At 71.5% G+C, this 22,074-nt stretch carries 16 protein-coding genes; 12 read left to right on the forward strand and 4 right to left on the reverse strand.

The genetic code is table 11. The annotated features are described in order from the left end of the window. The first annotated feature begins 100 nt into the window (after window positions 1-100). From B085_RS0125405 to B085_RS0125435, 7 genes are all read left to right on the forward strand, one after another. Complete coding sequence (locus B085_RS0125405) at window positions 101-1,387, forward strand: M14 family zinc carboxypeptidase (RefSeq protein WP_018561421.1); 1,287 nt, start codon at window positions 101-103, stop codon at window positions 1,385-1,387. Window positions 1,388-1,477: 90 nt separating this feature from the next. Further along, a complete protein-coding gene (locus B085_RS0125410) occupies window positions 1,478-2,233 on the forward strand; it encodes a GntR family transcriptional regulator (protein WP_018561422.1) in 756 nt (251 codons plus the stop codon). Window positions 2,234-2,523: 290 nt separating this feature from the next. Further along, complete coding sequence (locus B085_RS0125415) at window positions 2,524-2,961, forward strand: RpiB/LacA/LacB family sugar-phosphate isomerase (RefSeq protein WP_018561423.1); 438 nt, start codon at window positions 2,524-2,526, stop codon at window positions 2,959-2,961. After that, on the forward strand, window positions 2,958-3,125 hold the full coding sequence (locus tag B085_RS49530; protein ID WP_018561424.1) for an SPOR domain-containing protein: 168 nt from the start codon (window positions 2,958-2,960) through the stop codon (window positions 3,123-3,125). The genes B085_RS0125415 and B085_RS49530 overlap by 4 nt, the downstream gene beginning before the upstream one ends. A gap of 308 nt (window positions 3,126-3,433) precedes the next feature. Continuing rightward, window positions 3,434-3,853: a (deoxy)nucleoside triphosphate pyrophosphohydrolase gene (locus B085_RS43725; protein WP_018561425.1), complete on the forward strand. Its 420-nt coding sequence runs from the start codon at window positions 3,434-3,436 to the stop codon at window positions 3,851-3,853. 144 nt (window positions 3,854-3,997) lie between these two features. Then, the gene (locus tag B085_RS0125430) at window positions 3,998-6,631 is read left to right on the forward strand and encodes a SpoIIE family protein phosphatase (protein ID WP_018561426.1); all 2,634 of its coding nucleotides are present in this window, start codon (window positions 3,998-4,000) and stop codon (window positions 6,629-6,631) included. 145 nt (window positions 6,632-6,776) lie between these two features. Beyond that, window positions 6,777-9,395 (forward strand): SpoIIE family protein phosphatase, encoded by a 2,619-nt coding sequence (locus B085_RS0125435; RefSeq protein ID WP_078620052.1) that lies wholly within the window; start codon window positions 6,777-6,779, stop codon window positions 9,393-9,395. A gap of 45 nt (window positions 9,396-9,440) precedes the next feature. On the opposite strand, the gene B085_RS0125440 is transcribed toward B085_RS0125435, so the two are convergent. The 4 genes from B085_RS0125440 to B085_RS0125455 are packed head-to-tail and all read right to left on the reverse strand — an operon-like array spanning window position 9,441 to window position 13,309. Next, a complete protein-coding gene (locus tag B085_RS0125440) occupies window positions 9,441-10,208 on the reverse strand; it encodes a succinate dehydrogenase/fumarate reductase iron-sulfur subunit (protein WP_018561428.1) in 768 nt (255 codons plus the stop codon). Continuing rightward, complete coding sequence (locus B085_RS0125445) at window positions 10,205-12,160, reverse strand: fumarate reductase/succinate dehydrogenase flavoprotein subunit (protein ID WP_018561429.1); 1,956 nt, start codon at window positions 12,158-12,160, stop codon at window positions 10,205-10,207. Before B085_RS0125445 ends, B085_RS0125440 begins: the two co-directional genes overlap by 4 nt. Beyond that, complete coding sequence (locus B085_RS0125450) at window positions 12,160-13,005, reverse strand: hypothetical protein (protein ID WP_018561430.1); 846 nt, start codon at window positions 13,003-13,005, stop codon at window positions 12,160-12,162. Before B085_RS0125450 ends, B085_RS0125445 begins: the two co-directional genes overlap by 1 nt. 10 nt (window positions 13,006-13,015) lie before the next feature. Continuing rightward, window positions 13,016-13,309 carry a hypothetical protein gene (locus B085_RS0125455; protein WP_018561431.1) on the reverse strand — a complete coding sequence of 98 codons (294 nt, stop codon included), beginning with the start codon at window positions 13,307-13,309 and terminating at the stop codon, window positions 13,016-13,018. Between the two features lie 351 nt (window positions 13,310-13,660). Here B085_RS0125455 and B085_RS0125460 point away from each other — a divergent pair, with 351 nt between their 5' ends. The 5 genes from B085_RS0125460 to B085_RS0125480 all read left to right on the forward strand — a co-directional run bounded on the left by B085_RS0125460 (window position 13,661) and on the right by B085_RS0125480 (window position 22,074). Further along, window positions 13,661-15,424, forward strand: coding sequence for an ABC transporter family substrate-binding protein (locus tag B085_RS0125460; RefSeq protein WP_018561432.1), 1,764 nt, complete (start codon window positions 13,661-13,663; stop codon window positions 15,422-15,424). Between the two features lie 369 nt (window positions 15,425-15,793). Further along, window positions 15,794-17,689 carry a translational GTPase TypA gene (gene typA, locus B085_RS0125465; RefSeq protein WP_018561433.1) on the forward strand — a complete coding sequence of 632 codons (1,896 nt, stop codon included), beginning with the start codon at window positions 15,794-15,796 and terminating at the stop codon, window positions 17,687-17,689. A 708-nt stretch (window positions 17,690-18,397) separates the two neighbouring features. Next, the gene (locus B085_RS0125470) at window positions 18,398-20,032 is read left to right on the forward strand and encodes a peptide ABC transporter substrate-binding protein (RefSeq protein ID WP_026251428.1); all 1,635 of its coding nucleotides are present in this window, start codon (window positions 18,398-18,400) and stop codon (window positions 20,030-20,032) included. Window positions 20,033-20,186: 154 nt separating this feature from the next. Next, a complete protein-coding gene (locus B085_RS0125475) occupies window positions 20,187-21,119 on the forward strand; it encodes an ABC transporter permease (RefSeq protein WP_018561435.1) in 933 nt (310 codons plus the stop codon). After that, a complete protein-coding gene (locus B085_RS0125480; protein WP_018561436.1) occupies window positions 21,112-22,074 on the forward strand; it encodes an ABC transporter permease subunit in 963 nt (320 codons plus the stop codon). Before B085_RS0125475 ends, B085_RS0125480 begins: the two co-directional genes overlap by 8 nt.

Raw genomic sequence — 22,074 nt, forward strand, 5'->3', positions numbered from 1 at the left:
CGCGTGCCGGGGGAGCCACTTTGACGACAGGGCCTAGCCCCGGCTCCGTACGGATTGGAACAATCCGAACCTGACCACAGGGACCGATGCGGGGGGCTGCATGACATCTCCGGGGGAGACCGCTGTCGGCGAGCGCTACCCGACCGTGGACGAGGTCGCCGCGGCGGCCAGGGCCCTGGCGCTCCGCCGTCCCGACGTCTGCCGGCTGCGGACGGTGGGCCTGTCCCGTGCCGGGGAGCCGCTGCTGCTGCTCTCGGTCGGGCACGGGTCCCGCAACGTCCTGGTGGTGGCCGGCCCGCACGCCAACGAGATGGTCGGCGGCGCCACCGCTCTGGTGCTGGCCCGGCGGGTCACCGCCGACCCCGTGCTGCGCGACGGCACCGACGCCGCCTGGCACTTCCTGCTCTGCGCGGACCCGGACGGCGCCCGGCTCAACGAGGCGGTCCCGGACGCCCGGTTCACCATGCTCGGCCACTACCGGCACTTCTTCCGCCCGCGCGCCGCGGAGCAGCCCGAGTGGCTGCCGGACGACGGCACGCTGGACGGGGCCCTGCCCGAGACCCGGGCGCTGATCGGGGTCATCGACGAGCTGCGACCCGTGCTGCAGTGCTCGCTGCACGGCATCGACGTCGGCGGCACCTTCATCCAGGTGACCCGGGACATCCCGCGGCTCGCGGAGCGGATCGCCAAGTCCGCGGCCGAGTTCGACATCCCCCTGGAGGCCGGGTCCTCCGACGCCTTCCACTGGCCGAGCCCCGGCCCCGGCGTGTACGTGCTGCCGCCGCCGGGCGGCCCGCGCGAGGACGCCTCCAACTCCACCTGGACGTACGCCCACCGGTACGGCGGTGTCACCGCGATCGCCGAGGTGCCCATGTGGGCGTGCGACCGCGCCGCCGACACCTCGCCGCACCCGAGTGCCGAGCGCGCGCTGCGCACGGCGGGGGAGGCGCTGCGCAGTGCCAGCCTGCTGGTCGGCGGGCTCATCGGGCAGGTGCGGCCGCACCTGCCCGACGACGGCGGGCCGTTGCTGCGCGCCGCGCAGGAGATCGTCGCGGTCGGCCCGGCGCTCGCCGCGGACTGGGACCCGGCGCTGCGCACGGCGGCGGCTCCGCCGCTGCCCGCGATGACCCGGGCCCGGGTCAGCAGTGTCGAGATCTACGCGCAGCGACTGCCGTTGCGCGCCGCCGCGATGCTGCTGCGGGTGGTCCGTGCCGCCGAGCTCCCGCCCGTCCCGCTGGCCGCCGTCCGGGAAATGCTGGAGCGGCTGGTGGCGGAGTGGTGCGAGGCGTACGAGACGGCGCACCGGGCCCGCTGGATCCCGGTGCGTCAGCAGGCGGAGCAGCACGCGAGGGTGGTTCTGGCGGCCTTCGATCTGCTGCCCGGGTGACGCGACACGGGTAAAGCCTTGCGGAAGGCTTGCGGGTGGCAACCCTCAGTTGTCAAGCTGTTGCACACAGTCAACCCGAGGGAGGGGCACGTGCCTTTCGGTGAGCAGCCCGCGTACCTGCGCGTCGCCGAGGATCTCCGCCGGAAGATCCTCGACGGCAGCCTCCCTCCGCACACCCGCCTGCCGTCGCAGGCCCGCATCCGCGCGGAGTACGGGGTGTCGGACACCGTCGCCCTGGAAGCCCGCAAGGTGCTGATGGCCGAGGGCTTCGTCGAGGGCCGGTCCGGCTCCGGCACGTACGTGCGCGAGCGCCCCGACCCGCGGCTGGTCGTGCGCACGGGCTACCGGCCGGGGAGCGGCCAGGCGACGCCGTTCCGGCAGGAGCAGGCCGACGAGGGCTTCAAGGGCACCTGGGAGTCCAACAGCTTCCAGGACACGGCCACCGCGCGCATCGCCGACAGGCTGGGCATCAAGCCGGGCGACCGCGTGATGCGCACGCGCTACCTCTACCGGACGGAGGGCGAGCCGATGATGCTCGCCACCTCCTGGGAGCCGCTGTCGGTGACCGGCCGCTCGCCCGTCCTGCTGCCGGAGGAGGGCCCGTTGGCCGGGCAGGGAGTGGTGGAGCGCATGGCCGCGCTCGACGTCGTGGTCGACAACGTGGCCGAGGACGTCGGCGCCCGGCCCGGGCTCGCGGAGGAGACCGCGGTGCTGGGCGGGGTGCCCGGGCACGTGGTCATCGAGATCCGCCGCACCTACTACGCGTCCGGTCTGCCCGTCGAGACCGCGGACCTCGTCATCCCGGCCGACCGCTACCGGGTGTCGTACCGGATGCCGGTGAAGTGACCCCGCCCGGACGCCGGGCGGCTCCGGCGGGGTGGGGCGGCCTGGTCCGGGCCCGTACCGCGGGCCGCGCCCCTTGTGCGCCCTCGCCGGCAAGCCCGCTGGTGGGCCGGGTGCCGGCGCGGTGCCGGAGGTGCGCGGGCCGTGCGGGGCGGCGCCGGGGCGCACGCCGATGCGCGAACGGCGCGGACAAGAGCCCCTTCTGAGTCAACTCCCAATCGAACATGGCCCGATCGAGTCGAATACTGCCCGAACGTGTCCGGCGCGTCACGTTCGGGCGTAGGCTCCGGCATATGCGCATCGCCGTTTCCTCGGACATGGACGAGCCGGTTGCGCGGCTGCTCGTCGACGAACTGCGCCGCCGCGGCCACACCGTGATCGCCCACGGAGCCCTGCGCGCCGGCGACCGCGAGGACTGGGCCTGGAGCGCGGAGAGCGCCGCCCAGGACCTCGCGGAGGGCCGCGCCGACCAGGCCGTCGTGTGCTGCTGGACGGGCACGGGAGCGTCCATCGCCGCCAACAAGGTGCCCGGCGTCCGCGCCGCCCTCTGCGCCGACGCGTACTCCGCGGACGGCGCCCGCAAGTGGAACGACGCCAACGCCCTCGCCCTGAGCCTGCGTCTGACCAGCGAGCCCCTGCTCAGGGAGATCCTCGACGCCTGGTTCGCCGGCGCCCCGAGCGGCGAGGACGACGACCGGGCCAACGTGGCGCACCTGGAGGAGATCCGATGAGCGAGCTGGTCTGGGTCGTCATACGCCAGGACGACAACGGCAACCGCTACCGGGTCGGCCGCTACGCCACCCGGCAGGAGGCCGAACAGGTCGCCGACACCCTCGACGCGCGCGGGCACAAGCAGCTCTACCTCATCGAGCGCATCGACCGGCGCGCCTCCTAGGCCTTGTCGTCACATGAGCTCCCCCGGCTGACGGTGGGAGGGGCCCCAGGTGCGGTGCATCGCAAGGCGGAGGATCGTCCTCGTAGGGGGCTGCTCGGACGATGCGACAACGCAGCGTGGGGGCACCTCCCAGCGGAGCTGGGGGAGTGCCGTGCCAGGCGCCGCCGAGTGGGGGCACCCCGGTCGAAGGCCGGGGGAGGGCATGTGACGACAGGCCCAGCCGTCAGCCGGGCAAGCCCCCCGGGGGCCGCCGGCGACGGCGGCCGCGGAAGCCGCCGGGGACGGCCGCCCCGGATAGGGTGCGGCCCATGACGACGCACGACGTGACGGTGGTGGTCGGCGCGGCCGTGCTCGACCGCGGCAGGCTGCTCGCGGCGCGGCGCAGCGCGCCGCCGGAGCTGGCGGGGCGCTGGGAGCTGCCCGGCGGCAAGCTCGAGGCGGGTGAGACGGCGCCGCAGGCGCTGATCCGGGAACTGCGCGAGGAACTGGGCGTGGAGGCCGAGGCACTGGAGCGGGTCCCCGGCGAATGGCCGCTCAAGCCCGGTTACGTCCTGCAGGTGTGGACCGCGCGCATCCTCTCCGGGGAGCCCCGGCCCCTGGAGGACCACGACGAGCTGCGCTGGCTCACCCCCGACCGCCTCGACGAGGTCGACTGGCTCGACCAGGACCGTCCCGCGGCCGCCTGGGCGGCGGCCCGGGCCGCCGCCCAGGACCCGACCCGGGGCTGACCGCGGCGCGGACCGCCCGGGACCGCCCCCGTGGCACGCCAGGACGGATATACGGCGCGGAATATCGGGTATGTGGGGATTGATCCGAAGACGGTCGCCCGGCCCCGAGCCGGCCGGCCCTGCACTGGTCTGGGGTCCCCACACGTGAACGGGAGCGAGGGCGGCACTGCGAAGGGCGAGGACCCGGGGCACCCCGAGTCCCCGGCCGCGCACGAGCGCGCCCACGCCTGGCTCCGGCCCGGATCCGCGGGACCGGCGCCGGGCGCGCCCACCGCCTCCGGGGCCCTGATGGACACCCTGCGGCCGGCCGTCGTCGTCCTGGACACCTCGGGCAGGGTCCTGCTCTGGAGCCCCCTCGCGGAGGAGATGCTCGGCTGGTCGGGCGAGCACATCGTGGGCCGCCGGGTCTCCGCCCTGATCGACCCCGCCGAGGACGGCGTACGGGCGGAGCGGCCCGGGAAGGCCGCGCCCGCCGGGCGCCGGACGGCCTCCGCGCAGCGCCCCGGACCCGTCGAGCCGATCCTGGCCGAACTGCTGCGTACCGGACGCTGGGACGGCGTCCTCGGCGTCCGGCACCGCGACGGCCATCGGGTGCGGGTCGAGGCAGGGGCCTCGCTCCTCGTGGACGGCGACGGCCGGTCCTTCGTCCTGGTGTCGATCGCCGAGACCAGCCGGATCCGCGGCATGGAGCACGACCTGGCGGCACTGGACTCGCTCTTCGACTCCTCGCCCCTGGGCGTCGCGATCTTCGACACCGAGCTGCGCTACGTCCGTGTCAACGACGCCCTGGCGCGGATGAACGAGGTCCCCGCCGCGCAGACCCTCGGCCACCGCGTCGAGGAGATCGTGACCGCCGGAGCCGCGGACGAGCTCACCACCCTCCAGCGGCACGTTCTGGACACCGGCCGCCCGGTCATCGACGTCGTCGTGCCCGGACCGTCCGGCGGCTGGCGATCGGTGTCGTACCACCGGCTGGAGGACCGCGCGGGCCGGGTGCTGGGGATCAGCTGCAGCGTGATGGACGTGACGGAGCGCCAGCACAGCGCAGAGAAGATCGAGCGCACCCGGCGCCGGCTGGCACTGCTCAACGACGTCGGCTCGCGCCTGGCGGACCTGCTGGACGTACGGCGCATCGCCGAGCAGCTGGCCGAAACCGTCGTCCCGCGGTTCAGCGACTACAGCGGGGTGATCCTGCACGCGGCCGTGCCGGACGGCGGGGAGCTGCCCGGCGCCCCGTACGGGGAGCGCACGCGGATGCGCCAGCTCGGCATCGGGGCGATCGGGGAGGGCCCCCTGGTCGACCGGATGATCGGCATCGGCAAGGTCGTCGAGGTGGACCGGGCGTCGGTCTTCGGCTCCGTGCTGCACAGCGCGCGGCCCGCCCTGGTGCGCAGCGCGGACGAACTGCGCGACACCGTCGCCACCTTCCCCGGCGACCCCAAGGTGCAGGCCGCCCTGGACCTCGGCATCCATTCGCTGCTGGTCGCCCCGCTGCGCGCCCGCGGCATCGTCCTCGGGCTGCTGGTCGTCAGCCGCGCCGGCGGCCGGGACCCCTTCGACCAGGACGATGTCGAGCTCGCCATGGAACTGTGCGACCGCTCCGCGGCCGCCCTGGACAACGCCCGCCTCTACATCCGCGAACGCGAGGGCGCCCTGATGCTGCAGCGCAGCCTCCTGCCGCGCAGCGTGCCCGAGCCGCCCGGTGTCGACCTCGCCTTCCGCTACGTCCCCGGCAGCAGCGGGGCGGCGGCGGGCGGCGACTGGTTCGACGTCATCCCGCTCGCCGGCGGGCGGGTCGCCCTCGTCGTCGGGGACGTCGTCGGCCACGGGCTGCGCGCCGCCGCCACGATGGGTCGGCTGCGCACCGCCGTGCGGACCCTGGCCGCGCTGGAGATGGCGCCGGAGGAACTGCTGCGCCGCGTCGACGACCTCGGTGACGACCTCGCCGCGGGCACCGCCGAGGGCTGGACTGCCACCTGCGTGTACGCCGTCTACGACCCCTCCACCCGGCGGCTCGCCGTGGCCCGCGCCGGGCATCCGCCACCCGTCCTGGTGGAGCCCGCCATTCGCGGGGGCGGCCGGGCCCGGCTGCTGGAGTCCCCGGCCGGGGTGCCGCTGGGCGTCGGCGGCGTCGACTTCGAGTCCGTCGAGCTCGACGTGCCAGACTCCTCCGTCCTCGTGCTCTACACCGACGGGCTGGTCGAGGCGCGCGGCGAGGACATCGGGGTCGGCATGGACCGGCTGCGGTCGGTGCTCGCCCGCCGGCCGCTGCGCTCCCTGGAGCAGGCCTGCGACGACCTGCTGGCCACCCTCGCCCAGGGACGCGAGCCCGACGACGTGGCCCTGCTCGTGGCCCGCCTCGGCGGCCTCCCGGAGGGCAGCACGGCCCACTGGGTGTTCACGGCCGAGCCGAGCGCCGTACGCCGTGCCCGGCGCCACGTGACGGAGACCCTGGCGCAGTGGGGGCTGCGCGAGCTCACCGACGTCACCGCGCTGCTCGTCAGCGAACTCGTCACCAACTCCGCGCGGTACGCCCGCGGCCCGATCGGGGTGCGCATGGTGCGCGGCACGTCGCTCCTGGTCGAGGTCTCCGACCCGCTGCCCGACCCGCCCCGCCGGCGCGCCGCCGGCGAGGAGGACGAGGGCGGCCGCGGGCTGCACCTGGTCGCCCACACCTCCCGGCGCTGGGGCACCCGGTACGGCGCGCAGGGCAAGACGGTCTGGTTCGAGCTCGCGCTCCCCGCCGCGGCGAACGCCGCGGGCGGCCCCCGCGGATGACCGGTCACGCACGGTTCGGCGGGCCGGAGCAGGGTAGTTGAAGTGGGGCGTCGGCGGAATTCGTACGCCTCGAGATGATGCTGTGATCGACAAGTGCATGTGCGGAACGGGGGTAATGCTGAATACTCGGCACCAGCCGGTCCGTATGTGTGAGCTGGAGGGGTCGGGCGTGAGCGATGAGCCGTCGGGGGTTGTTGGGCCCCGGAACGCTGAGGCCGTGACACAGAGCGCCTGGCAGTCCAGTCCGCCCGGCTCCCTCTACGACTACATCCGGGTGGCCTCGTTCTCCCTCGGCCCCGACGGGCGGATCGAGCAGTGGAGCGAGCGCGCCGAGGAGTTCTTCGGCGTATCCGCGTCCGAAGCGCTCGGCCAGGACCCCATCACCGCCTTCGTCCCCGAGGACCAGCGCACCCGGGCGCACGAGCGGGTCGCGGAGATCCTCGACGGGCGCGAGTGGATCGGCACCGTGCCGTACCGCGACAAGGCCGGCCAGGAGGGCCTGGCCGAGGTCTACGTCATGCCCTCGCGGAGCGAGACGGGCCGGCGCGGGGCGCTCTGCATCGCCGTGGACGTCCGCGTGCTGCGCCAGATCGAGACCGACCTCGCCTCCTCGCAGGCGGTGTTCGGCCAGTCGCCGATGGGCTTCATCCTCTTCGACACCAACCTCAAGCTGCTCCGCGTCAACCAGCGCTTCTCCACCGTCTTCGGCCGCAGCCCCGGCGACCACCGCGGCCGCACCCCGCACGACTTCCTCTCCCGCGTCGAGGCCGACCGGCTCACTGCCGCCCTCAAGCAGGTGCTGGACAGCGGCGACCCGGTACTGGACATGACGATCGTCGGTACCGTCCCCTCGGGGTCCGGGACCAACAACCGCAGGCGCTGGGCTATCTCCCTGTACCGGCTGCACAGCGGCAGCGGACGGCCCATCGGCGTCGCCGGCGTCGCCCAGGACGTCACCGGACGCCAGCGCGCCGAGCGGGAGGCCGCGCACACCCGCCGCAACCTCGCCCTGCTCAACGAGGCCAGCCGGCGCATCGGCAGCTCCCTGGACCTGGAGACCACCGCCCGCGAGCTGCTCGACGTCGCCGTGCCGCACTTCTGCGACCTGGCCTCGGTCGACCTCTACCAGGCGCTCCTGGTCGGCGAGGAGGGCCCGGTCGGCACCGCCGACGGCAGCGGCGAGGTCCGCCGGGTCGCCTTCGCCAGCGCCGTCTCCGACGCGCCCGTGACCCCCCTGGACGGCGGCCACGCGGGCGGCCCGGTCTCGGTGGGCGCCGTCCACCGCTACCCCTTCAACTCGCCCTGGGCGGGCGCCCTGCGCACCGCCCAGACCCAGGTCATAGGCGCCGACGGCGGCGACGGGGAGGTGGAGCTCGGCGAACTCGGCGGTGGCCTGGTGCAGTCCACCCTCGCGGTGCCCGTCGTCGCCCGCGACACCGTGCTGGGCCTGGTCCAGTTCGCCCGCGCCAAGGGCAGTGAGCCCTTCTCCGAGCGCGACCGGATGCTCGCCGAGGAACTCGCCGCGCGCGCCGCCGTCTTCATCGACAACGCCCGGCTGTACCGGCGCGAGCACGAACGCGCCCTCATCCTGCAGCGCAGTCTGCTCCCGCCCGGCAACCCCGAGGCCGCCGGACTCGACATCGCCTGCCGCTATCTGCCCGGCAACATGGAGACGGAGGTCGGCGGCGACTGGTTCGACGTGATCGAACTCCCCGGCCACCGCACCGCGCTCGTCGTCGGCGACGTCATGGGCCGCGGTCTGCGCGCCGCCGTCGCGATGGGCGAACTGCGCACCGCCGTACGCACCCTGGCGCTGCTGGACATCGAACCCGCGGACGTGCTCTCCGCCCTCGACGAGGTCGCCCGCGGGCTCGGCGGCAGCGGTGACGGCCGCAGCAGCCGGCGCGGCAAGGGGGGCGACACCTCGGACCTGTCCGAGGTCTACCTCGCCACCTGCGTCTACGCCGTCTACGACGCCATCACCCGCCGGGTCACCATCGCCAACGCCGGCCACCTGCCGCCGGTCCTCGTCGAACCCGGCGAGCAGGCCATGATGCTGGAGGTGCCCACCGGCATGCCGCTGGGCGTCGGTGGAGAGCCCTTCGAGGAGGTCGAGGTCGACCTGCCGGACGGCGCCCTCCTCGCCCTCTACACCGACGGCCTCGTCGAGTCCCGCAACCACCCGCTCGACGAGGGCCTGCGCGCCTTCCGCGCCGCGCTCGACGAACCCCAGCGCCCGCTGGAGGACGTCTGCGACCACATACTCGCCCGGCTCGACACCGCCCACGGCGAGGACGACATCGCCCTGCTCATGGCCCGCGTCCACGGCCTGCCCGCCGACTCCGTCGGGGACTGGACGCTGGAGCCCAACCCCCGCTCCGTGGCCCGCGCCCGCGAACTCGCCCGCGACTGCCTGGTGTCCTGGGACCTGGGCGCGCTGGTCGACACCACCGAACTGCTCGTCAGCGAACTGGTCACCAACGCGCTGCGGCACGGCCAGGGCGACATCCGGCTGCGCCTGCTGCGCGACCGCACGCTGGTCTGCGAGGTATGGGACGACGCCCTCGCCCAGCCGCGCCGCCGAAGGGCCCGCGCCACCGACGAGGGCGGCCGCGGACTGCAACTGGTCTCCCTGCTCAGCGCCCGCTGGGGCTCCCGCCGCACCCACCGCGGCAAGACCGTCTGGTTCGAGCTGGACCTGCCCTCGGACGGCGGGGGCAGCACGGGCGAGGACACGATAGAGGCGCTGCTCAGCCTCTTCTGAGGCCTCTTTCGAGCAGCGCCTCCACCACGCGGGAGAACCGGCGGCTCAGGTCCTGCGGCGGATCTTGTCGCCGAGCCAGACCAGCGGGTCGTACTTGCGGTCCACCGCGCGCTCCTTCAGCGGGATGAGCGCATTGTCGGTGATCTTGATGTGCTCGGGGCAGACCTCGGTACAGCACTTGGTGATGTTGCAGTAGCCGAGCCCGTGCTCGTCCTGGGCCGACCGCTTGCGGTCCAGGCCCTGCTCCTCCGCCGCGTCCAGCGGGTGCATGTCCAGCTCCGCCACCCGCATCAGGAAGCGCGGACCCGCGAACGCCTTCTTGTTCTCCTCGTGGTCACGGACCACGTGGCAGGTGTCCTGGCACAGGAAGCACTCGATGCACTTGCGGAACTCCTGCGAGCGCTCCACGTCCTCCTGCAGCATCCGGTACTCACCCGGCGCCACGCCCTCGGGCGGGACGAAGGACGGCACCTCCCGCGCCTTGTCGTAGTTGAAGGACACGTCCGTCACCAGGTCCCGCACCACGGGGAAGGTCCGCATCGGCGTGACCGTGATGGTCTCGTCCCGGCCGAACACCGACATGCGGGTCATGCACATCAGCCGCGGCCTGCCGTTGACCTCCGCGCTGCACGAGCCGCACTTGCCGGCCTTGCAGTTCCAGCGCACCGCCAGGTCGCCCGCCTGGGTGGCCTGCAGCCGGTGGATGATGTCGAGGACCACCTCCCCGTCGTGGACCTCGACCCGGTAGTCCCGCAGCCCGCCGCCGTCCGCGTCGCCGCGCCAGACCCTGAAGTGCGCCGTGTACGTGCTCACCGGTCCAGCTCCTCGTCCGTCAGGTACTTGAGCAACTCGTCCTTCTCGAAGAGCGCGAGCAGGTCGGGCCGGATCGGGTCCATCTCGCGCCGCCCGACCGACACCTCGCCGAACGCGTCGGCCGGATCGGAGAGTTCGCAGACCAGGTTGAGCTTGCGCCAACGGCGGTCCATCTCCGGGTGGTCGTCCCGGGTGTGACCGCCCCGCGACTCCGTGCGCTCCAGCGCCGCCCGGGCCACGCACTCGCTCACCAGCAGCATGTTCCGCAGGTCGATGGCGAGGTGCCAGCCCGGGTTGAACTGCCGGTGCCCCTCGACGCCGGCCCGCCTGGCCCGCACCCGCAGCGCGTCCAGCCGGGTCAGCGCCTCCTCCATCTCGCCCTGCCGGCGGATGATGCCGACCAGGTCGTTCATCGTCTGCTGCAGCTCCTGGTGGAGCGTGTACGGGTTCTCCGGGACGCCGTCCGGCACGGCCCCGGCCTCCGCGCTGAACGGCCGCAGCGCCTCGGCGGCGGCGGCGTCGACCTGCCACTCCACGACGGCCGGACGCGCGCCGGCGAGCCCGGCCGCGTACTCGGCCGCGTGCAGGCCCGCCCGGCGCCCGAAGACCAGCAGGTCGGACAGCGAGTTGCCGCCCAGCCGGTTGGAGCCGTGCATGCCGCCGGCCACCTCGCCCGCGGCGAACAGCCCCGGTACCCCGGTCGCCGCCGCCGTGTCCGGGTCGACGTCCACACCGCCCATCACGTAGTGGCAGGTGGGGCCGACCTCCATGGCCTCGGCGGTGATGTCGACGTCCGCCAGCTCCTTGAACTGGTGGTGCATCGACGGCAGTTTGCGCCGGATGACCTCGGCGGACAGCCGGGTCGACACATCCAGGAACACCCCGCCGTGCGGGGAGCCACGCCCGGCCTTGACCTCGGAGTTGATCGCGCGGGCCACCTCGTCCCGGGGGAGCAGCTCCGGCGGCCGGCGGTTGTTGTCCGGGTCCTCGTACCAGCGGTCGCCCTCCTCCTCGCTCTGCGCGTACTTCTCCTTGAAGACGTCCGGGACGTAGTCGAACATGAACCGCTTGCCCTCGGAGTTGCGCAGCACCCCGCCGTCGCCGCGGACCGACTCGGTGACGAGGATGCCCTTCACCGACGGCGGCCAGACCATCCCCGTCGGGTGGAACTGCACGAACTCCATGTTGATCAGCGGGGCCCCGGCCAGCAGCGCCAGCGCGTGCCCGTCGCCGGTGTACTCCCAGGAGTTCGACGTCACCTTGAAGGACTTGCCGATGCCGCCGGTCGCCAGCACCACGGCCGGGGCCTCGATGACGAAGAAGCGGCCCGACTCCCGGACGTAGCCGAAGACGCCGGAGACCTTCCCCCCGCGCCCCCCGCCGGGGGACTCCCCTGTCCCGCTTCCCTCGTCCTCCTTGAGCACCCGGGTGACCGTGCACTCCTGGAAGACCTTCAGCCGTGCCTCGTAGTCCCCGTGCTCGCGGTGGTCCTCCTGCTGCAGCGAGACGATCTTCTGCTGGAGGGTGCGGATCAGCTCCAGGCCGGTGCGGTCGCCGACGTGCGCCAGGCGCGGGTACTCGTGGCCGCCGAAGTTGCGCTGGGAGATCCTCCCGTCCTTCGTGCGGTCGAAGAGCGCGCCCCAGGTCTCCAGCTCCCACACCCGGTCCGGCGCCTCACGGGCGTGCAGCTCCGCCATCCGCCACTGGTTGAGGAACTTCCCGCCGCGCATCGTGTCGCGGAAGTGGACCTGCCAGTTGTCGTGCGGATTGACGTTGGCCATGCTCGCGGCGATGCCGCCCTCGGCCATCACGGTGTGCGCCTTGCCGAAGAGCGACTTGCAGATCACGGCGGTACGCATGCCCCGCTCGCGCGCCTCGATGGCGGCGCGCAGCCCCGCCCCGCCCGCGCCGACCACGACGACGTCGTACGCGTGCCGTTCGACTTGTGCCATCAGAAGAACCTCGGATCGTCGAACGCCCCACTGGCGACCAGGTAGACATAGAGATCGGCGAGCGCCACGCTCACCAGCGACAGCCAGGCCAGCAGCATGTGGCGGGAGTTGAGCTTCCCCACCCAGGTCCACATGCGGTAGCGCACCGGGTGCTTGGAGAAGTGCCGCAGACGGCCGCCGACGATGTGCCGGCAGGAGTGGCACGAGAAGGTGTACGCCCAGATCAGGACGATGTTCACCAGCAGCACCAGGGTGCCCAGGCCCATGTGGCCCCACGCCCCGCGCTCGTCCCGGAAGGCGAGCACGACGTCGTAGGACAGGATCACGGCGACCGGGATGGCGAAGTAGAAGAAGTACCGGTGGATGTTCTGCAGGATCAGCGGGAACCGCGTCTCACCGGTGTACTTCTCGTGCGGCTCGGCCACCGCGCAGGCGGGCGGCGAGGCCCAGAAGCCGCGGTAGTACGCCTTGCGGTAGTAGTAGCAGGTCAGGCGGAAGCCCAGCGGGAAGATCAGCACCAGCAGGGCCGGGGACAGCCCCCACCAGTCGCCGAAGAGCGGCCAGCGGGCGCCGAGGGGCATGTCCACGCAGTTCGAGCCCAGACAGGGCGAGTAGAACGGCGAGACGTACGGCTCGGCGTAGTAGTGCGCGTTCGCGAAGGCCCGCCAGGTCGAGTAGACGACGAAGGCGCTCAGGCCGAGCGCGGTCAGCAGGGGCTGCAGCCACCAGCGGTCGGTGCGCAGATGTCGTGCCGCAATGGCCGCGCGCCCGGCGGAAAGGACGCCGTGGCGCGCGGGTGGAGCGGGTGGAGTCGGTGGAGCGGGGGGTTGTGTGTCGGTGGCCAAGGACTACTCCCTAGGGCGCTCGGCGGTCCGGCGCCCCCAGCCCTTCGTCTTCCGCGCCGGACCAGAGACTGGGGTCGTACGGCGTATCCGGGATCGTCACCATCTCCTGCCGCGGCTTCTGCCCGGCCGGGGTGGTGCCGACGCTGTCGCGCAGCAGCGCGAGATCGTCGCTGAGGTGCTTGGTGTCGGCACGCACACGCCTCATGTCCAGGCTGTCGCCGACGTGCTGCTCCAGCTTGGACACGGCCCGGCCCAGTTCATCCAGCCGGCGCTGTACCGAAGCAAGTTCGTCCTGCAGGGACATGGCTGTCCTCACCTCCGCCACGTTGCGGGTGCACGACGCTGGCGCCAAGCGAGTGTCGCGCGTCACAGTCGCGCTTGGGAAGAGATCTGCAGGGATTCTCCCACCTACGGGTGGCGCGCGCCCGGTGCGAACGCGCCGCGGCGCGCGATTCCCCCGAAGGCCGCGCACCCGTGCGGGGCGCTCTCCGGTGCTCGGGGGCGTGAGCCCGCGGAGGCGTTGCGCCGGGCGGGTGGGAGGGCGGGGGCACGCGACGTGTCGGGGGCGTAAGGATCGCGAAATGGCTTTCAGTAGGTGCGATAAGCGGCAAATAGACCGCCCCGTGATCATGGCCCCTCGCGGAGGTACGCACGCATGGCCCGCAGCGCCACCTTGATCCGCTCCGCGACCGCCGTGGCACTCGCCGCCGTGGTCGCCGCCTCCGCCGGGTGCACGGCCGGCAAGGACGACCCCCTCGCAGGGACCGACCTCGCCTCGGCGCCCCGGGACGGGGTACGCGACGGAGGCACTTTGCGCTGGGCCGTGGACGCGGCCCCCGGCACCCTGAACGCGTTCCAGGCCGGGGCGAACGAGACCACCTCCCTGGTCGCCGGGGCCACCCTGCCGGCCGCCTTCCGGCTGGACGGCCAGGGCCGTCCGCAGCCGGACACCGACCTGCTGCGGTCGGCGAAGGTGGTGCGCACCGAGCCGCGGCAGGTCGTGTCGTACCAACTGAACCCCAAGGCGGTCTGGAGTGACGGCCGCGCGATCGGCGCCGCCGACTTCACCGCCCAGTGGAAGGCGCTGCGCGGCGCCGACGACGCGTACTGGACCGCGCGCAACGCCGGGTACGACCGGATCTCCTCGGTCTCGGCCGGCAAGGACGCGCACGAGGTGAAGGTCACCTTCAAGAAGCGGTACGGGGACTGGCAGTCGCTGTTCACCCCGCTCTACCCCAAGACCGTCACCGGCACCGCCAAGGCATTCAACGAGGGGGCGCGCCGCGCGCTGAAGGTGTCCGGCGGCCCCTTCTCCGTGCGCAGCGCGAGTGACAAGTCCGTCACGCTGGTCCGCAACACCAAGTGGTGGGGCGACCGAGCCAAGCTGTCGCAGCTGGTCCTCACCGCCACGCCCGCGCACCGGCGGGCCGCCGACCTGGCCTCCGGCGCGCTGGACGTGGCGGAGGTCGACCGCGACGTGAGCGGCAAGAACGTGGCGGTCTACCGGACGCGCGCCGCCTCCTACACTCAGCTCGCGCTCAACGGCTCCACCGGGCCGCTCGCCGACGAGGAGGTGCGGCACGCCGTGGCCCGCGCGGTGGACCGGCGGGCCATCGCCAAGGCGGTGCTGGGGCCGCTCGGTCTGCCCGACGAGCCGCTCGGCAACCATCTGCTGCTGCTCACCCAGTCCGGGTACGCCGACCACAGCTCCGCTCTGGGCACCTCCGACACCAAGGCCGCGCGCGCCATGCTCGCCGCCGCGGGCTGGCAGCGCACCGCCCTGGACCCCGGTTCCGGGGCAGCGGCCGGCAGCGGCGCCGGGGCCGCGGAGCGCAACCAGGCGGCGCCCGCGCACAAGGTCGAGGTCAGTGTCGTCGAACCGGCCAAGACGGTGCTGCGCAAGGACGGCAAGGCGCTGACCCTGCGCTTCGTCCTGCCCAAGTCCTCGGCGACCCTCAACGCGGTCGGCGACCGGATCGCCACCATGCTCTCGGGCATCGGCGTCCGCACCGAGCTGCAGCGGGTCGCCGACGACAGCTTCTTCCGCGACCACGTCGCGGCCGGCGACTTCGACCTCGCCCTCTACGGCTGGCCCGGCACCCCTTTCCCTGCGACCGACACCCGCCCGATCTTCGCCAAGCCCGAGCCCGCGCCGGACGGCTCGCTGGTCGTCGAGCAGAACTACCCCCGGGTCGGCACCGACCTCATCAACCAGCTCTTCGACCAGGCCGCCGGAGAGCTCGACCCGGCCAAGGCCCGCGACTACGCCGCCCGCGCCGACGCCCGCATCTGGTCGGCCGCCGGCTCCATCCCCCTCTACCAGCGCCCCGAGCTGGTGGCCCTGCGCAAGGACGTCCTCAACGCGGGCGCCTTCGGCTTCGCGACGCCGCGCTTCCAGGACATCGGCTTCAGGAAGTGAGCGGAGCGCCGTGGGGCGCGGCACAGGGCCGGGGTCGTGACGTCGTCGTCGCGGCCCCGGCCCTGTGCCGCGCCGCGCCCCACGCCTGTGACCTTTGTCATGGGCGCCATGGCCGGGACCGGCCCGGGACGATCCGTGCGGTGGCCGGACGCGGACGCCGTCGAGCGGACGGACCGACGGCCCTGGCCCTCCACGCCCGGGCGAGGGCCTCACGGACCGTGGCCGGAAGCCGGACGATCATGCCCGGGCGGTCCTTGCCGCGCGGGCCCCGTACCATGGGGTGAGGCCGTGGCTTGACTCGCCCGGCGGGCTAGGTGTGCCGACGAGGGCACGCCGCCCCACCTACCTACCCGGGAGAAGCGCCCCAGTATGCCCACGCGTAACGACATTCGTAATGTCGCCATCGTCGCCCACGTCGACCACGGCAAGACGACGCTGGTGGACGCCATGCTCAAGCAGGCCGGAGCCTTCGCCGCGCACCAGCATCTGGACGACCGGATGATGGACTCCAACGACCTGGAGCGCGAGAAGGGCATCACCATTCTCGCGAAGAACACGGCCGTGAAGTACCACCCCAAGGGTGGCGGCGAACCCATCACGATCAACATCATCGACACCCCCGGCCACGCCGACTTCGGCGGCGAGGTCGAGCGCGGCCTGTCGATGGTCGACGCGGTCGTGCTGCTGGTGGACGCCTCCGAGGGCCCGCTGCCGCAGACCCGCTTCGTGCTGCGCAAGGCGCTGTCCGCGAAGCTGCCGGTGATCCTGTGCATCAACAAGACCGACCGCCCGGACTCCCGGATCGACGAGGTCGTCAACGAGACGTACGACCTGTTCCTGGACCTGGACGCGGACGAGGACCAGATCGAGTTCCCGATCGTCTACGCCTGCGCGCGTGACGGCGTGGCCTCGCTGACCAAGCCGGAGAACGGCACCGTCCCGGCCGACAGCGACAGCCTGGAGCCGTTCTTCTCCACGCTGCTGGAGCACGTCCCGGCACCGGTGTACGACGAGGCCGCCCCGCTGCAGGCGCACGTCACCAACCTGGACGCCGACAACTTCCTGGGCCGTATCGCGCTGCTCCGCGTCGAGCAGGGCGAGCTCAAGAAGGGCCAGACCGTCGCGTGGATCAAGCGCGACGGCTCGATCGCGAACGTCCGCATCACCGAGCTGATGATGACCGAGGCGCTCACCCGCAAGCCCGCCGAGAAGGCCGGCCCGGGCGACATCTGCGCGGTCGCCGGTATCGCCGACATCACCATCGGCGAGACGCTGGCGGACCCGGAGAACCCGATCGCGCTGCCGCTGATCACGGTGGACGAGCCGGCGATCTCCATGACCATCGGCGCCAACACCTCGCCGCTGGTCGGCCGGGGCCCCGGCGGCAAGGGCGCCGACAAGTCGGCGGTCAAGGACCGCAAGGTCACCGCCCGCCTGGTCAAGGACCGTCTGGAGCGCGAGCTGATCGGTAACGTCAGCCTCCGCGTGCTGCCGACCGAGCGCCCCGACACCTGGGAGGTGCAGGGCCGCGGTGAGCTGGCGCTGGCCATCCTGGTGGAGACCATGCGCCGGGAGGGCTTCGAGCTGACCGTCGGCAAGCCGCAGGTGGTCACCCGCGAGGTGGACGGCAAGGTCCACGAGCCGGTCGAGCGCATCACGATCGACGTGCCCGAGGAGCACATGGGCGCCGTGACGCAGCTCATGGGCACCCGCAAGGGCCGCATGGACAACATGTCCAACCACGGCTCCGGCTGGGTCCGCATGGAGTTCGTCGTGCCCTCCCGCGGTCTGATCGGCTTCCGCACCGAGTTCCTGACCGGCACCCGCGGCACGGGCATCGCCCACTCCATCCACGAGGGCCACGAGCCGTGGTTCGGTCCCCTGGTGACCCGCAACAACGGCTCCCTGGTCGCCGACCGCGCCGGTGCCGTCACCGCCTTCGCGATGACGAACCTGCAGGAGCGCGGCGTGCTCTTCACCGAGCCGGGCACCGAGGTGTACGAGGGCATGATCGTCGGCGAGAACTCCCGCGCCGACGACATGGACGTCAACATCACCAAGGAGAAGAAGCTCACGAACATGCGGTCCTCGTCGGCCGACTCGTTCGAGGCGATCGTCCCGCCGCGCAAGCTCTCCCTGGAGCAGTCGCTGGAGTTCTGCCGCGACGACGAGTGCGTCGAGGTGACCCCGGAGACCGTCCGTATCCGCAAGGTCGTCCTGGACCAGAAGGAGCGCGGCCGCACCGCGTCCCGCGCCAAGCGCTGAGGCCGTCCCGGTCCGCGCCCGGCCGGGCGCGGACCGGGCTCCCGGCGGTGGAGACACCGGCCCGGCCGTCCCCGGTCCCACGGGGGCGGCCGGGCCGCTTCACGGCGGCTCACGGTCAGTGGTGACGTATGTACGACATGGCGGCACATCTGTGGTGATTCCGGAGCGGCCGGAGCGCCGGTCTCCGTGAAGCCGGTCACACCGGGGGCCCCTTCCGGGGTCCGATGTGACCGAACTCACCGGCACGGCGCGCGCCGCGCGAGGCGCGGCCGCCAGGGTGCCGATGTGTCGCGGTTGCGCCAGTGGCGTGGGCGCGACAGCTCGTTCCCTGTCGGCCCGTCAGGCACGTACATTCGCGTGGAATCTACGCGCTTTGAGGGCAACCGGATTTCAGTCCGGCGACGTCCGGATACCGGACGGCGTTCACCGGTACTTGTGTTACAAGTCCGTTTCGTCGGTGTCTGTCTACAATCTAAATGTCCGAATTGCGGGATTGTTTTGGACCGGTTGTGACCAAAACGAGATCGTAAGTGTGTGGTTCGTAGGCCCAACGTGACCGATAGTTGGAGCCGTTGAGCTCGGGTCAATGGGTCCAAGCGCTTATGGGGAGCGCCGACTCACGAGCACAGGTGACCGGAATCACTGTCAGGGGTGTCAGTGAGGCCGGCCCTTTCACGTAAGAACAGTGACTCCTGAGGAGGCAAACCCATGCGCGGTGCCAAGAGCGCCACTTGGGTCGCAGGTGCGATCATCGTCGCTATGGCTGCTACCGCTTGCGGTGGCGGCGGCGGCGACAAGGGCAGCAAGAACGACGCTGGCGGCGTCAACCCCAACGGCAAGTTCTCCGTCGAGGTCGGCGAGCCGCAGAACCCCCTGCAGCCTGCCAACACCATGGAGTCCAACGGCAGCATCGTCGTCCGCTCGCTGTTCGCGCAGCTCGTGGACTACGACCCCCAGGGCAAGATCGTCATGGTGAACGCCCAGTCGGTGGACACCAAGGACAACAAGACCTACACGGTCACCCTGAAGGACGGCTGGACCTTCCACGACGGCACCCCGGTGACCGCGGAGTCCTACGTCAAGGCGTGGAACTGGGCCGCCAACATCAACAACGCCCAGACCAACGCGTCGTGGTTCGCCGACATCAAGGGCTTCTCCGACGTCCACCCGGAGAAGGAGGGCGCGAAGCCGAAGGCCGACACCATGTCCGGCCTGAAGGTCGTCGACGACAAGACCTTCACGATCGAGCTCACCACCCCGATCCCGTACTTCGTGTACAAGCTCGGCTACGAGGTGTTCTCGCCGCTGCCGGAGTCCTTCTACAAGGACCCGAAGGCCGCGGGCGAGAACCCGGTCGGCAACGGCCCGTACCAGTTCGTCAAGTGGGACCACAAGAAGCAGATCGAGGTCAAGCGCTTCGACGGCTACAAGGGCCCGGACAAGGCGAAGAACGGCGGTGTGATCTTCAAGAACTACACCGGCCTCGAGGCTGCGTACGAGGACCTGAAGTCCGGCAACGTCGACGTCCTGCGTCAGATCGCGCCGAAGGACCTCCCGGTCTACCGCGACGACCTCGGCGACCGCGCCGTGGACCAGGCGTACTCCGCCATCCAGTCCATCGTCCCGGCCTTCTACTCCAAGCAGTGGAAGAACGTTGACCCCAAGGTCATCCAGGGTCTGTCGATGGCGATCGACCGCGACACCATCACCAAGACCGTTCTCCAGGGCACCCGTGAGCCCGCCACCGGCTTCGTCGCCAAGGGCGTTCTCGGCTACCAGGACAACGTGGGCGGCGACGTCTTCAAGTACGACCCCGCGAAGGCCAAGGAGCTCATCAAGGCCGGCGGCGGCGTCCCCGGCAACAAGATCTCCATCCAGTACAACGCCGACGGTGGCCACAAGGAGTGGGTGGAGGCCGTCTGCAACAGCATCACCAACGCGACCGGCATCAAGTGCGCCGGCGACTCCAAGGCCGACTTCCAGAGCGACCTGGACGCCCGCGAGGCCCACGAGGTCAAGTCGATCTACCGCAGTGGCTGGGTGCTCGACTACCCCGTGAACGCCAACTTCATCCGTGACCTGTACGGCACCACCTCGGCGGGCAACCAGTCCGGCTTCTCCAACAAGGAGCTGGACGCGCTGATCAAGAAGGCCGACACCGCGCCCTCGCTCGAGGACTCGGTCAAGGACTACCAGGACGCCGAGAAGAAGATGGTCGAGCTCATGCCCGCCATCCCGCTCTGGTACTACAAGGTCAACGCCGGCTACTCGGAGAACGTCTCGAACGTCCAGTACGCCCAGAACGGTGACCCGATCCTGACCGGCGTCGAGGTCAAGAAGTAACCATCGCGTAGTGAGCACGCCGGCGCGGGGCTGACGGAGACGTCGGACGCGCAGGGTGCAGGCAACGGCTGGGGGGCCCTTCTCCCGTCTTCCCGAAGAGGAGGACGGGGGAAGGGCCCATCTCTGCTGCCATAGCGACTGACATGGAGGCACGATGGGGCGTTACGTCGCGCGGCGACTGCTCCAGATGATCCCGGTTTTCATCGGGACGACTCTGCTCATCTTTCTCATGGTCTACGCCCTCCCCGGCGACCCCGTACGGGCGCTCTTCGGTGACAAGGGCGCGGATCCGGCGACCGTGGCGCGGATCCGTCACGACCTTGGGCTCGACCAGCCGATCCTGAAGCAGTACTGGGATTACATGACGGGCATCATCCTGCACTTCGACTTCGGCAACCAGATCGCCAGCGGTCGGCCGGTGCGGGAAGTGCTCGGCGATGCCTTCCCGGTGACGATCCGGCTCGCCTCGCTCGCCTTCGCGATCGAACTGGTCGTGGGCATCGCCCTCGGTGTCTGGGCCGGCATGCGTGCGGGCAAGCTCGCCGACTCGATGGTGCTGATCTTCACCCTGCTGCTGATCTCGGTGCCGGTCTTCGTCCTCGGCTTCATCTTCAAGCTGGTCTTCGCCTTCCAGCTCGGGTGGATGACACCGAACGTCCAGGACGACAGCAACTACAGCCAGCTGCTGATGCCTGCCATCGTGCTGGCCGCCCTCTCGCTGGCGTACGTGGCGCGTCTGACCCGTACCTCCATAGCCGAGAACCTGCGCGCCGACTACATGCGGACCGCCGTCGCCAAGGGCCTGCCCCGGCGCCGCGTGATCGGTGTGCACCTGATGCGCAACTCGATGATCCCCGTCGTCACCTTCCTCGGCACCGACATCGGCGCCCTGATGGGCGGCGCGGTCGTCACCGAGGGCCTGTTCAACATCCACGGTGTCGGCGGCACGATCTACGAGTCCATCCTGCGCCGTGAGGGGACGACGCTGGTCGGCCTCGTCACCGTCCTCGTGCTGGTGTTCCTCTTCACCAGCCTGCTCGTCGACCTGCTCTACGCGGTCCTGGACCCGAGGATCCGTTATGCCTGACGTCACCAAGACCGCCGTCGAGAACGCGGACCCGATGGCCGCCACGGCCGCGGACGCCGTTGCCGCCACAGGGCCCGCGCCCGCGGCGGAGAAGGCGCGCAGCCTGTGGGGCGACGCCTGGCGGGACCTGCGCCGCAACCCCTACTTCGTGGTCTCCGGCGTCCTGATCCTGCTCCTCCTGCTGATCGCGGTCTTCCCGGGCCTGTTCACCAGCGCCTCGCCGACCTACGCCGACCTGCGGAACCACTACCTGGGCAAGCCCGAGTACGGCAAGGTCTTCTCCGCGGGGTGGCTCGGTTACGACGGGCAGGGCCGCAGCGTCTTCGCCCGTGTGATCTACGGGACCCGCGCCTCGATCACGGTCGGCATCAGCGTGACCCTCCTGGTCACCGTGCTGGGCGGCTTCGTCGGCATGATCGCCGGCTACTTCGGCGGCTGGGTCGACACGATCCTTTCCCGGATCACCGACATCTTCTTCGCGGTCCCCTTCCTGCTCGGCACGCTGGTCGTCCTGAACTCCTTCACGGACCGCACCGTCTGGGTGGTGTCGGGTGCCCTTGCCTTCCTCGGCTGGACGCAGATCGCCCGCGTCATGCGCGGTTCGGTGATCACGATCAAGCAGGCCGACTACGTGCACGCGGCCCAGGCTCTGGGTGCGAGCACGACCCGGATCCTGATGAAGCACATCCTTCCGAACGCCGTCGCCCCGGTGATCGTGGTCGCCACCATCGCTCTCGGCGGCTACATCTCGGCCGAGGCGACCCTGTCCTACCTCGGCCTCGGTCTGCCCACGTCCGTGGTCTCCTGGGGCCAGGACATCTCCGGCGGTGCCGCGCAGATCCGTACGGCTCAGCACATCATGCTGTACCCGTCGATCATGCTGAGCATCACGGTCCTGGCGTTCATCATGCTCGGCGATGCGGTCCGCAACGCCCTCGACCCCAAGCTGCGCTGA

Origin of the sequence: Streptomyces sp. BoleA5 (assembly GCF_000373665.1) — a bacterium.
Classification (GTDB): domain Bacteria; phylum Actinomycetota; class Actinomycetes; order Streptomycetales; family Streptomycetaceae; genus Actinacidiphila.